Annotated in this window: 9 protein-coding genes; 4 read left to right on the forward strand and 5 right to left on the reverse strand. The window is 67.0% G+C overall.

What is annotated here, in order from left to right:
- Nucleotides 1-59: 59 nt before the first annotated feature.
- The 3 genes from hrpB to V6D91_RS02400 all read right to left on the reverse strand — a co-directional run bounded on the left by hrpB (nucleotide 60) and on the right by V6D91_RS02400 (nucleotide 4,836).
- Nucleotides 60-2,627 carry an ATP-dependent helicase HrpB gene (gene hrpB, locus V6D91_RS02390; RefSeq protein WP_347317584.1) on the reverse strand — a complete coding sequence of 856 codons (2,568 nt, stop codon included), beginning with the start codon at nucleotides 2,625-2,627 and terminating at the stop codon, nucleotides 60-62.
- 382 nt (nucleotides 2,628-3,009) lie between these two features.
- On the reverse strand, nucleotides 3,010-3,396 hold the full coding sequence (gene gloA / locus V6D91_RS02395; protein WP_347317585.1) for a lactoylglutathione lyase: 387 nt from the start codon (nucleotides 3,394-3,396) through the stop codon (nucleotides 3,010-3,012).
- A gap of 222 nt (nucleotides 3,397-3,618) precedes the next feature.
- Nucleotides 3,619-4,836, reverse strand: coding sequence for an argininosuccinate synthase (locus tag V6D91_RS02400; protein ID WP_347318097.1), 1,218 nt, complete (start codon nucleotides 4,834-4,836; stop codon nucleotides 3,619-3,621).
- 199 nt (nucleotides 4,837-5,035) lie between these two features.
- Here V6D91_RS02400 and aceE point away from each other — a divergent pair, with 199 nt between their 5' ends.
- The 4 genes from aceE to V6D91_RS02420 all read left to right on the forward strand — a co-directional run bounded on the left by aceE (nucleotide 5,036) and on the right by V6D91_RS02420 (nucleotide 11,757).
- Entirely contained in the window at nucleotides 5,036-7,702 is a 2,667-nt protein-coding gene (aceE, locus tag V6D91_RS02405) for a pyruvate dehydrogenase (acetyl-transferring), homodimeric type (RefSeq protein ID WP_347317586.1), read from the forward strand.
- 12 nt (nucleotides 7,703-7,714) lie between these two features.
- On the forward strand, nucleotides 7,715-9,070 hold the full coding sequence (gene aceF / locus V6D91_RS02410) for a dihydrolipoyllysine-residue acetyltransferase (RefSeq protein ID WP_347317587.1): 1,356 nt from the start codon (nucleotides 7,715-7,717) through the stop codon (nucleotides 9,068-9,070).
- A gap of 10 nt (nucleotides 9,071-9,080) precedes the next feature.
- A complete protein-coding gene (gene lpdA, locus V6D91_RS02415) occupies nucleotides 9,081-10,874 on the forward strand; it encodes a dihydrolipoyl dehydrogenase (RefSeq protein WP_347317588.1) in 1,794 nt (597 codons plus the stop codon).
- An 85-nt stretch (nucleotides 10,875-10,959) separates the two neighbouring features.
- Complete coding sequence (locus V6D91_RS02420; RefSeq protein WP_347317589.1) at nucleotides 10,960-11,757, forward strand: sulfite exporter TauE/SafE family protein; 798 nt, start codon at nucleotides 10,960-10,962, stop codon at nucleotides 11,755-11,757.
- Between the two features lie 9 nt (nucleotides 11,758-11,766).
- On the opposite strand, the gene V6D91_RS02425 is transcribed toward V6D91_RS02420, so the two are convergent.
- Nucleotides 11,767-12,111: a YqcC family protein gene (locus V6D91_RS02425; RefSeq protein ID WP_347317590.1), complete on the reverse strand. Its 345-nt coding sequence runs from the start codon at nucleotides 12,109-12,111 to the stop codon at nucleotides 11,767-11,769.
- Nucleotides 12,095-12,937 (reverse strand): hydroxymethylpyrimidine/phosphomethylpyrimidine kinase, encoded by an 843-nt coding sequence (locus V6D91_RS02430; RefSeq protein ID WP_347317591.1) that lies wholly within the window; start codon nucleotides 12,935-12,937, stop codon nucleotides 12,095-12,097. The genes V6D91_RS02425 and V6D91_RS02430 overlap by 17 nt, the downstream gene beginning before the upstream one ends.
- Nucleotides 12,938-12,971: the final 34 nt, after the last annotated feature.

Below are 12,971 nucleotides of genomic sequence, written 5' to 3' on the forward strand. Positions count from 1 at the left end.
TCCATCGCTGGCATCCACAGGCAAGCCCACCCCGACCGCAAACTGAAGCTTCGCCAGCTTCATCCTTCTGCCCGCTTGGTGCGCCGCGTCGGTGTGGCCGTGAGCGGGTCCTCCGGCCAGGGATGCTTGGGATAGCGCCCGCGCAGGTCCTTGCGCACGTCCTGGTAGGGCCCGCGCCAGAAGCTTGCAAGGTCCTGGGTGACCGCCACCGGCCGCTGCGCGGGGGAGAGCATGTGGATCATCACCGGCACCCTACCCTCGGCGATCCGCGGCGTCTCCAGAAGGCCGAACAGTTCTTGGAGCTTGACCGCCAGCACCGGCACACCCTCCCCTTCGAGCACGGGGCCGTAGTCGAGGGCGATGCGTGAGCCGCTCGGGACTTCGAGGTGGGTGGGGGCAAACCGGTCGAGCGCCTGCCGTTTGTCCCAGGGCAAAAGGCTCTGCAGGGCGGCGTCGAGGTCGAGCCGGTCGAGGTGGGCCAGACGGGTCATGCCATCGAGCCAGGGCGCGAGCCAGGCGTCGAGCGAGGCCAGGAGCGCGGTATCGGAGACGTCCGGCCACGACTCGCCGAGCGTGCGGCGCAGCAGGGCGACCCGCCCCCGCCATTGCTGGTGGCGCGCCTGCCACGGCAGGCAGGCCAGCCCCGCCTGGCGGATGCCTTCCAGCAGGGCGGTGCGTACCCGTTCCGGATCGGGTTTGGGGAGTGGGCGGTCCTCCAGCACCAAGGCCCCGAGACGACGCTGACGGAAGGCCCTGACGGCCTGCTCGCGCTCGTCCCAGACGATCTCCTCCACATCCTCGATCCGCTCCGCGAAGGCTGACTCGATGTCGGTCTGCGCAAGGCCCGCGGCCAGAAAGACGCGCGCCTCACGGCGCAGTCCGTCGGTCTGGCCCTCGAGATGGGCGATGGAGAGCCAGGGCGCGCGCGCCAGGGCATCGCTCGTCTCCAGCAGCGCCCCCCGGCCATTGACAAGCAAAAAGCGCCCCGGTTGGCTCGATCGCCCCTGCGCCACGCGCTCGGGATAGGCCAGGGCGACCAGCAGGCCGGTGGCATGGACATCGCCCTCCGCCCCGGCAAGGTCGATCCGCATGCGCCGGGCAAGATCGCGGGCCGACTGGCGGACGCGGGCGCGTGCCCCTTCGTCGAGGACAAGACCGGGCGCCAGGGCCGCGCTGCCGCGCTGCAAGGCCTCGATGCGCAGGGCGAGGTCGACCGGCGGGCGCTCACGCCCCGCGCCCCGCACGAGGTCGCGCTCGGCCAGCAGGGCGGCCAGCTCGCAGGCCAGCCCGCCATGTCCCAGGCGCTTGCCCTCCATCAGCATGTGGGCCAGGCGCGGATGCAGGGGCATGCGCGCGAGTTCCCGGCCATGCGAGGTGATGTGGCCTCCGGCATCCAGCGCGCCGAGCCCCTGCAAGACCTCGCGGGCCTGGTCGAGCAGGGCTACGGGCGGCGGGTCGAGCCAGAACAGCTCTCCCGGCTGGGCGCCCCACTGGGCCAGCTCGAGCGCCAGCGGCAGCAGGTCGGCGCGCTGGATCTCAGGCTCAGCCTGCGCCGGCAGGCTGGCCTGCTCGCCCTCCCCCCATAGACGGATACACACCCCGGGCCCCAGGCGTCCCGCCCGGCCCCGGCGCTGCTCGGCGTTGGCACGGGACACACGCTGGGTGACGAGGCGGGTCATGCCGCTTGCCGGGTCGAAGCGGGAGAGGCGCGCCAGGCCCGCGTCCACCACCACCCGCACCCCTTCGATGGTCAGGCTGGTCTCGGCGATGTTGGTGGCGAGAATGACCCGGCGGCGCGCAGGGCGGGGCTCCAGCACGGCATGCTGCTCGGCGAGGCTCATGTCGCCGTGCAGGGGGAGGACCTCCACCCCCGCAAGCTCCCCCAGCCCCGTAGCCACCCGCTGGATCTCCCGTTTGCCCGGCAGGAAGACCAGGATGTCGCCGTGCTCCTCCGCCAGGGCGCGCCGCACCACGGCGGCAGCATGGCCCTCCAGCGATGAGTCGCGCTGGGGCGGCCGGTAATGCACCTCGACCGGGTGCATGCGGCCCGCACTTTTCACCACCCGGGCCTGCAGGCGCTCCGCCAGCGGCAAGCCCTCGAGGGTGGCCGACATGATCAGGACACGCAGATCCTCACGCAGCATCTGTTGTGCCTGGAGGGTGAAGGCGAGTCCCAGGTCGGCCTGCAGGCTGCGTTCGTGGAATTCGTCGAAGACGACCAGCCCCACCCCGTCGAGCGCGGCATCGTCCTGCACCATGCGCGTGAGCACCCCCTCGGTCACCACCTCGATGCGGGTCGTGGGCCCCACCCGGCTCTCCATGCGCATGCGATAGCCGACGGTCTGGCCCACGGCTTCGCCCAACAGATCCGCCATGCGCTCGGCCGCGGCACGCGCGGCGATGCGGCGAGGCTCAAGCATGATGATCCGCTGCCTGCCCAGCCAGGGCTCATCCATCAGGGCGAGCGGGACAACGGTGCTCTTGCCTGCACCGGGGGCGGCCTCCAGCACGACCACCCCGGACGCAGAGAGGGCATCGCGCAGCGCGGGCAGGATTTCGACGATGGGCAGGTCGATCCGGGCGGGATCAAACCCTCCGGCATGATTTTTGGGGTGCATGGCGGACATGAAAAATCACACCTGAGCATGGAGCGGGATTGCTCCACATGGGCCGTGGATGAAGCTGTGGATAAAGCGGTGGAAAGCGGCGCAAGCACGCATCCGGCCAAGGTTTTCAAACGGCTGGTCAGATTTTGACCACCCAGGATTCGTATTCAAAGAATCAATAACTTAGCGCGACTCGCCCTCCATAAGGCATATCCACGCATGGCTTTTCAAGGGCTTGACAAGGCTTGTGGAAAAGAAATCGCACCCGGAGCCAGAAAGTCATCCACAAAGACTGTGGAAAAGCCTGTGCAGGAGGCGGGCATGATGCGCCAAAGCCCTTGTCGTTCATGGCTTTTTCCGGCCCGCCTTGGCTGCGCACAGCCGATGATCGGAACCGCATCCGTCAGTGTTTTGGCCCCAGCAGCTCGATCGGATAACCATCCGGGTCCTCAACGAAGGCAATGATCGTACTGCCCGCATTCATCGGCCCCGGCTCGCGGATGATCTTGCCGCCACGTGCACGGATAGCCTCGGCCGCCTGGTACACGTCGTCCACCTCCAGGGCAATGTGACCGTAGGCCGTGCCCATCTCGTAATGATCCACGCCCCAGTTGTAGGTCAGCTCCAGCACCGCCCCCTCGGACTCATCCTGATAGCCGAGAAACGCCAGGGTGAACTTCCCCTCGGGATAGTCCTTGCGGCGCAGCAGGCGCATGCCGAGCACCTCGGTGTAGAAGCGGATGGAACGATCAAGATCGCCGACGCGGAGCATGGTGTGCAGGATGCGCATGGTTTCAACCTCCAGATAGCAGAAGGCCCGCAGCAGCGGGCCGGATTGAGATACCCCCCTCCCCCTTCAAGGGGGAGGGGCTGGGGGAGAGGGTGAAGACCAGTAGCAAAGTCATCCCCCTCTCCCTAACCCTCCCCCGCCAGGGGGGAGGGAACATGCACTGTTGAGGGCTTTTGAGGAATCATGCCGATATCCCCCATCCACGCCTAAATGGACAGGCCCTCAACCCCCGCGCTGGGCGGCAATGCGCATGCGCAAGGCGTTGAGCTTGATGAAGCCCTCGGCGTCCTTCTGGTTGTAGGCGCCCTGGTCGTCCTCGAAGGTGGCGATGGAGGCGCTGAACAGACTGTCGCGCTCGGAACGGCGGCCAGTGACCATGACGTTGCCCTTGTAGAGGCGCACGCGCACCTCACCGTTCACCCGCTCCTGGCTCGCATCGATCATGGTCTGCATCATGCGGCGCTCCGGGCTCCACCAGTAGCCGTTGTAGATCAGGCTGGCGTAGCGCGGCATCAGCTCGTCCTTCAGGTGCGCCACCTCACGGTCCAGGGTGATGGACTCGATGGCGCGGTGGGCCTTAAGCAGGATGGTGCCACCCGGGGTCTCATAGCAGCCGCGCGACTTCATGCCGACATAGCGGTTCTCGACCAGGTCCAGGCGGCCGATGCCATGCTTGCCACCGAGTTGGTTGAGCTTGAGCAAAAGATTCGCCGGGGACAGGCGCTCGCCGTTGATGGCGACGGGATCCCCCTTCTCAAAGGTAATCACGATGTCCTCGGCCTGATCGGGCGCCTTCTCGGGGGACACGGTCCAGCGCCACATGTCCTCCTCCGGGGCCCACCACGGATCCTCCAGGCCGCCCCCTTCGTAGGAGATGTGCAAAAGGTTTGCGTCCATGGAGTACGGCGACTTCTTCTTGTTCTTGGCAAAGTCGACGGGAATGCCATGCTGCTCGGCATAGGCCATGAGCTTCTCGCGCGAGTTCAGATCCCACTCGCGCCAGGGGGCGATGACCTTGACACCGGGTTTCAGGGCGTAGGCCCCCAGTTCGAAGCGCACCTGGTCGTTGCCCTTGCCGGTCGCGCCGTGGGCAATGGCGTCGGCGCCGGTCTCGTTGGCGATCTCGATCAAGCGCTTAGCGATCAGCGGGCGGGCGATGGAGGTGCCGAGCAGATACTCCCCCTCGTAAACGGTGTTGGCGCGGAACATGGGGAAGACGAAATCGCGCACAAACTCCTCACGCACATCCTCGATGAAGATGTCCTTCACCCCCATCGCCTGCGCCTTGGCGCGCGCCGGCTCCACCTCTTCGCCCTGGCCGAGGTCGGCAGTGAAGGTCACCACCTCACACTGGTAGGTCTCTTGCAGCCACTTGAGGATGACGGACGTGTCCAGGCCGCCGGAGTAGGCCAGAACCACCTTCTTGATCGAGGACATGATGACTCCTTGAGATACGCGAATTTTCCGAATTATGACATAGCCACCTGCCGAATGGCTGCCGCCGGACTCGCCGCCTCATGCCTCCTCGGGTAGGAAAAAGCGTGCCCTTCCAGCATAATCACGGAACTTTTCTGCCCGGAGGCCAGGCGCACCGCCCGGCCTTCCCGTCGACCGAACTTGACCTTGGAGTGCGCGCCGCATGACGACGACCTATCAGGATTACGATCCGCACGAGACACAGGAATGGCTGGACGCCCTGGAGGCGGTGATCGGCTTCGAAGGCACCGACAAGGCTCAGCACCTGATCGCCGCGCTCATCGAGGCCGCCCGCAAGCACGGCATCGACACCCCCTACTCCGCCAACACCCCCTACATCAACACCATCCCCAAGGAAGCGCAGCCCACCTACCCCGGTGACCTCGCGCTGGAGCGCCGCCTGCGCGCCCTGATCCGCTGGAATGCGATGGCCATGGTGGTAAAGGCCAACAAGGCGCACGACGGCATCGGCGGCCACCTCGGCAGCTACGCCTCCGCCGCCACCCTCTACGAAGTGGGCTACAACCACTTCTTCAAGGGACCGGACCACCCAGACGGGGCCGACATGGTCTTCTTCCAGGGCCACGTCGCCCCGGGCATGTACGCCCGCGCCTTCCTCGAGGGCCGCCTGGATGAGGAGCACCTGGTGCACTTCCGCCAGGAGGTCGACGGCAAGGGCATCCCGTCCTACCCGCACCCGTGGACGATGCGCGACTTCTGGCAGTTCCCGACCGTCTCCATGGGCCTGGGCCCCCTGATGGCGATCTACCAGGCGCGCTTCATGAAGTACATGGACGCCCGGGGGCTCGCGCCCGAGGGCAAGCGCAAGGTGTGGGCCTACCTCGGCGATGGCGAGATGGACGAACCGGAATCCCTCGGCGCCATCGGCCTCGCCGCGCGCGAGGAACTGGACAACCTGATCTTCGTGGTCAACTGCAACCTGCAGCGCCTGGACGGCCCCGTGCGCGGCAACGGCAAGATCATCCAGGAGCTTGAGGCCCACTTCCGCGGCGCGGGCTGGAACGTGCTCAAGGTCATCTGGGGTTCCGGCTGGGACGAGCTGCTCGCCCATGACCACTCCGGCAAGCTGGTCCAGCGCATGATGGAAGTGGTGGACGGCGAGTACCAGTCCTACAAGGGTAAGAATGGCGCCTACGTGCGCGAGCACTTCTTCGGCAAGTACCCGGAAACCCTCAAGCTCGTCGAGCACATGACCGACGACGAGATCTTCGCCCTCACCCGCGGCGGCCACAGCCCGCGCAAGCTCTACGCCGCCTACAAGGCTGCCACCGAGAGCGTGGGCAAACCGACCGTGATCCTTGCCAAGACCATCAAGGGCTACGGCATGGGGCCGTATGGTGAGGCCTCCATGGCCATCCACCAGCAGAAGAAACTGGACCTGGACGGCCTGAAGTATTTCCGTGACCGCTTCTCCGTACCCATCTCGGATGAGCAGCTGGAGAAGGACATCCCCTTCTACCGCCCGGCCGCGGATTCCGAGGTCATGCAGTACATGCACGCCCGCCGCACGGCCCTGGGCGGCTACCTGCCGACCCGCCGCGACGCTGCCCCGGCCGTGCCTGTGCCCCCGCTTTCCGCGTTCGACACCCTGCTGCAATCCACGGGTGATCGCGAGATGTCGACCACCATGGCCTTCGGCCGCCTGCTCGCCGCCCTGCTGCGCGACAAGGCGCTCGGCAAGCGCGTGGTGCCGATCATCCCGGACGAGGCGCGCACCTTCGGCCTCGAGGGCCTGTTCCGTCAGGTCGGCATCTACGACCCGGCCGGCCAGCTGTATGAGCCGATCGATGCCAACCAGGTGATGTGGTACAAGCAGGCCGCCAACGGCCAGGTGCTGGAAGAAGGCATCAACGAGGCCGGCGCCATGTCGAGCTGGATCGCCGCCGGCACCGCCTACGCCAACCATGGCGTGGCCATGGTGCCGTTCTACATCTACTACTCCATGTTCGGCTACCAGCGGATCGGCGATCTGGCCTGGGCGGCGGGCGACATCCAGGCGCGCGGCTTCCTGATGGGCGCCACCGCCGGCCGTACCACCCTCGCGGGTGAGGGCCTGCAGCACCAGGACGGCCACAACCTGCTTGCCTTCGGCCAGATCCCGAACTGCCTCTCCTACGACCCGACCTTCGCCTACGAACTCGCCGTCATCGTCCACGATGGCCTTAAGCGCATGGTCGAGAACCGCGAGAGCGTGTTCTATTACATCACCGTGATGAACGAGAACTATGCCCACCCGGAGATGCCGCAAGGCGTCGAGGACGGCATCATCAAGGGCCTGTACCGCTTCCGCGCAAGCGAGGCCAAGCACACGGTCCGCGCCCAGCTGATGGGCTCCGGCACCATCCTGCGCGAGGTCATCGCCGCCGCCGAGCTGCTGGAAGCCGACTGGGGCGTGGCTGCCGACGTCTGGTCGGCCACCAGCTTCAACCTGCTCTACCGTGACGGCATGGACTGCGAGCGCTGGAACACCCGCCACCCCGAGGCCGAGCCGCGCGTGCCCTACGTCACCCAGTGCCTGGGCGAGACCGTCGGCCCGATCATCGCCGCCACCGACTACGTGCGCGCCATCCCCGAACAGGTGCGCGCCTACCTGCCCGGCAAGCGCTACCTCACCCTGGGCACCGACGGCTTCGGCCGCTCCGACACCCGCCAGGCCCTGCGCCGTTTCTTCGAGGTGGACCGCTGGAACATCGTCGTCGCCACCCTCAAGGCCCTGGCCGACGAGGGCAGCGTGCCGGTGGCCAAGGTCAGCGAGGCGATCGCCAAGTACGGCATCGACGCCGACAAGCCCAACCCGATGACCGTGTAAGGAGAGCCGCGCATGGGTATGCACAAATTCCTGCTGCCGGACATCGGCAACTACGAGAACATCCCGGTCATCGAGCTCCTGGTCAGCGAGGGCGACACGGTCGAGAAGGACCAGTCGGTCCTCACCCTGGAGTCCGACAAGGCCACCATGGAGATCCCGGCCCCGGTCAGTGGAGTGATCCGTAACCTCCAGATCAAACTGGAGGACAAGGTCAGCAAGGGCAGCTACATCTGCGACATCGAGACCTCGATGGACGCGCCGGCCCCGGCACCTTCCACTTCATCCCCCCTCTCCCTTGAGGGGAGAGGGGCCGGGGGTGAGGGTGGTAAGCCTTCAAGCGAAGCGTCCACCCCAACCGCTGCATCACCCTCTCCCCAGCCCTCCCCCGTCAAGGGGGAGGGGGCAGGTCTGACGCAAGCCGCTGAGAAGCCCATCAATGCCCAACCCTCCGGGGCGAAGTTCCACGCCTCGCCTTCGGTGCGCGCCTACGCCCGTCATCTCGGCGTGGAGCTTGCGCACGTCACCGGCACCGGCCCCAAGGGCCGCATCCAGAAGCAGGACGTAGAGGCCTACATCAAGGCCGTGATGCAGGGCGAGAAGCCCGCGCCCAAGGCCCCGGTCACGGCCGGCGCCGGCATTCCGCAGGTCCCGGCCATCGACTTCAGCCAGTTCGGCCCGACCGAGGAGAAGGAGCTGTCCCGGATCAAGAAGCTCTCCGGCAAGCACCTCACCGCCTGCTGGCTCAACATCCCGCACGTCACCCAGTTCGACGAGGCGGACATCACCGAGCTGGAGGCCTTCCGTACAAGCCTCAAGGCCCGCGCCGACAAGGCCGGGGTGAAGCTCACCCCGCTGCCGTTCGTGATGATGGCCGTGGTGCAGGCGCTCAAGGAGTTCCCACAGTTCAACGCCTCGCTCAATCCGGGCGGCGAGAAACTGATCCTCAAGCGCTACTACAACATCGGCGTGGCGGTGGACACCCCGAACGGCCTGGTCGTGCCGGTGGTCAAGGACGTAGACAAAAAAGGCCTGTTCGAGCTCGCCCGGGAATTGGCGGAGCTTGGCCAGAAGGCGCGCGACGGCAAGCTGGCCCCCAGCGACATGCAGGGCGGCACCTTCAGCATCTCAAGTTTGGGCGGCATCGGCGGCACCCAGTTCACCCCGATCGTCAATGCCCCGGAGGTCGCCATCCTCGGCCTGTCCAAGGCCAAGATGGCCCCGGTGTGGAATGGCGCAAGCTTCGAGCCGCGGCTGATGATGCCATTCTCCGTCTCCTACGATCACCGCGTGATCGACGGGGCCGAGGGCGTGCGCTTCACCACCCGCCTGGCCGCCCTGCTGCGCGACTTGCGCGAAATGCTGATCTGAGGAGCGGGCCATGGCGAAGATCGAAACCGTCCTGCTGCCGGACATCGGCAACTACGAGAACATCCCGGTCATCGAACTGCTCGTCCAGCCGGGCGAGCAGGTCGAGAAGGACCAGTCCCTTTTGACCCTGGAGTCCGACAAGGCGACCATGGAGATCCCCTCCCCCGTCAATGGGCGGGTGGTGGAATTCCTGGTCAAGCTCGGGGACAAGGTCAGTAAAGGCACACCGGTCGCCAACATCGAAGTCGCCGCCGATCTCCCCTCCCCCCTTGCGGGGGAGGGGCCGGGGGAGAGGGGGCAACAAGCGCCCGCCATGACCGCAGCACCCGCCGCCGCATCACCCCCTCCCCAACCCTCCCCCCTCAAGGGGGAGGGAGCCCTTCCGTCAGCCGATATCACCTGCGACGTGCTCGTCCTCGGCGCTGGCCCCGGCGGCTACACCGCCGCCTTCCGCGCTGCGGACCTCGGCAAGCGCGTGGTGCTGGTGGAGAAGGAGCCGGTGCTCGGCGGGGTGTGCCTGAATGTCGGCTGCATCCCCTCCAAGGCCCTGCTGCACGTGGCCCAGGTCATGAACGAGACGCGTGAGATGGCTGCGCACGGGGTGAGCTTCAGCGAGCCCGCGGTGGACCTGCCCAAGCTGCGCGGTTTCAAGGAAGGCGTGATCAAAAAGCTCACCACCGGCCTCGCGGGGCTGGCGAAACAGCGCAAGGTGCAGGTGGTGAGCGGTGTGGGCCGCTTCACCTCGCCGCACACCGTGGCGGTGGAGACGGCTGAAGGGGTAAAGACCGTGGCTTTCGAGCACGCCATCATCGCGGTCGGCTCCCGCCCGGTGCAACTGCCGTTCATCCCCCACGACGACCCGCGGGTGATGGACTCCACCGGGGCGCTGGAACTCGCCGAGATCCCCAAGCGCCTCTTGGTCATCGGCGGCGGCATCATCGGCCTGGAGATGGCTCAGGTCTACGATGCCCTGGGCGCGAAGATCACCGTGGTCGAACTGTCCGACACCATCATCCCCGGCGCCGACAAGGACATCACCCTGCCGCTGCTCAAGCGCATCAAAAAGCGCTACGAGGCGATCTACCTTGGTGCCAAGGTGACCGCCGTGCAGGCCACCCCCGAAGGCTTGGTGGTGTCCTTCGAGGGCAAGGGTGTGCCGGAGCAGGACACCTTCGACCGCATCCTGGTGGCCGTCGGCCGCGTGCCGAACGGCAAGCTGATCGACGCGGACAAGGCCGGGGTGCATGTCGATGAGCGTGGCTTTATCCCCGCCGATGCCCGTCTGCGCACTAACGTGCCGCATATCCACGCCATCGGCGACGTGATCGGCCAGCCGATGCTCGCGCACAAGGCGGTGCATGAGGGCAAGGTGGCCGCCGAGGTGATCTGTGGCCTGCCGTCGGCCTTCACGCCGATGGGCATCCCGGGCGTGGCCTACACCGACCCGGAGGTGGCCTGGGTGGGCAAGACCGAGGAGGAGCTCAAGCGCGAAGGTATCGCCTACGAGAAGGGGGCCTTCCCCTGGGCTGCCTCGGGCCGCTCGCTCTCCCTTGGCCGCGACGAAGGGCTGACCAAGGCCCTGTTCTGCGCCGAGACCCACCGCCTGCTGGGCGCGGGGATCGTCGGGCCGAATGCGGGTGAGCTGATTGCCGAGGCCGCCCTGGCGCTGGAAATGGGCGCGGACATGGCCGACATCGGCCTGACCATCCACCCGCACCCCACCCTGTCCGAGACCCTCGGCTTTGCCGCCGAGATGGCCGAAGGCACCATCACCGACCTGCTGCCGCCGAAGAAGCGGCACTGAGCCCCCCCCACACCGGGACGGTCATACCAGCCGCCCGGTGTACAGGGCACCGCGCTCTTTTTGGTGCGTTTCCCGGAGATTGCGCATGGATCTTCTCGCCCTAGGCATCTATGCCCTGCTTGGGGTCTTCACCGGCCTCATGGCCGGCCTGCTCGGCATCGGCGGCGGCCTAATCGTCGTACCCGCGCTTGCCTACCTCTACACCCTCCAGGGCACCGTGTCCGCCGAGCACCTGATGCAGGTCGCGGTCGGCACCTCGCTCGCGACCATCATCCTCACCTCCATCGGCTCCATCTGGACGCATCACAAGAAGCGCGCGGTGGACTGGTACGTGGTGCGCCGCATCCTCGGGGGGCTCGTGATCGGCTCGGTAGCAGGCTCTTATCTTGCCCACTACCTGCCGAGCGATGTGCTCAAGAAGCTCTTCGGCACGCTCGAGATCCTGATCGCCCTGCAGATGGCCTTCGGCCGCCAGCCCGCACCACACCGCCAGCTCCCCGCCCTGCCCGGCATGACCGTGGCCGGCACCGGCGTCGGCGCGCTCAGCTCGATCATGGGCATGGGCGGAGGCGCGATCTCCACGCCCTTCTTCGTCTGGTGCAACATGCCAATCCGCAACGCCATCGCCACCTCGGCGGCCATCGGCCTGCCCGCCGCCATGGCGGGTTCGGCGGCGTATGTCGTGGCCGGATGGAACCTCGCGGGGCTGCCCGAGGCGAGCCTGGGCTACGTCTACCTTCCGGCCTGGCTCGGCATCGGCATCATGAGCATCCTGTTCGCCCGGGTCGGCGCCCAACTCACCCACCGGCTGCCGGTCAATGTCTTGAAGAAGGTCTTCGCTCTGCTTTTGATCGGACTGGGCGTGAAGATGCTGCTCGGCTGAGCAGACCTGTCAGATCGCCTTCACCCAAGCCGCGAAGGCCTCGTCGAAGGCACGGATGGCCGCGACGAGCGGCCGGGCGGCGAGGCCGTGACTGACGAAGCTGTGTGCGGCGAAGGGATGGATGTTGCAGGCGGCGGGCGGCCGGAGTCCCAAACGGATGGTCTCGCGCATGCGCGGCAGGAAGATCCACTGCAGCCACATCTGCAGCGGCATGGTGTCGGCCGCGAAGGGCGTCTGGCTTGCGAGCGCCTCGGCCGAGGGCGGCTCAAGCGACCAAAGACCAAGACCGCGCATGGCGGTCTCGATGGCATCGAGCCGCTCGAGCATGCTCTGCTTGTCAGTGGAGCATGGCACGGCCGCTGCCCTCCTCATCGAGCACATCGTCTTCGCCCCCCGTCCAGAACAGGCGGTTCGGGATCATCTGCCCACGTCCCAGCCGGTAGGCCTGCTCGAGAGCCTGCCAGGTGTAGTCCTGCGCCTGGTGGATGGCGGTCATCGGCTCATGCCCCTGGGCCAACAGCCCGGCGATGGCGGAGGCGAGGGTGCAACCCGAGCCATGGAAGCTCTCCGCCAGCCGCGGCCAGCTGAAGGTCTCAAGCAGGCGGTGACCGCCGAACAGCAGGTTCTCGACCTCCGGCGTCGGCTCGTGCGTGCCGGTGATCAGCACGTACTCACTACCCTGCTCCAGCAGGGAGAGGGCGCAGGCGTGCAGGTTGTCGGCGTCCGGGGCGAGGCGGCGCGCCTCCTCGCTGTTGGGGGTGAGGATGGTGGCCTGCGGAATCAGGAGTTCGCGCATCGCGTCGATCAGCTCCTCGTCCGCGAGTTCCGTGCCGCCGCCGGCACGCAGCACCGGGTCGAGCACGACAGGAATCTGCGGATAATCGCGCAGGATGGTGTGGATGGCCTCGACCATCGCCGCGCTACCGAGCATGCCGAGCTTGATCGCCGCCACCGGCATGTCCTCCAGCAAGGCGCGGGCCTGTTCGACCACCAGCAGGGCATCCACCTGCCCCACCCTGATCACGTCGCGGGTGTCCTGCACGGTGAGGGCGGTGGCGATGGGGGCCGCGTGGCACCCCTGGCTGATGATGGCCTCGATGTCGGCCGAAAGGCCCGCCCCGCCGGTGGGGTCGAGGCCGGCGAAGACGAGCACGACGGGCGGTGGTTTGATGTCCTGCATGGATGGTCCCATGGCGTATGATCGATGAATGCTT

Source organism: Thiofaba sp. EF100 (assembly GCF_039822285.1).
Classification (GTDB): Bacteria; Pseudomonadota; Gammaproteobacteria; order Halothiobacillales; family Halothiobacillaceae; genus Thiofaba.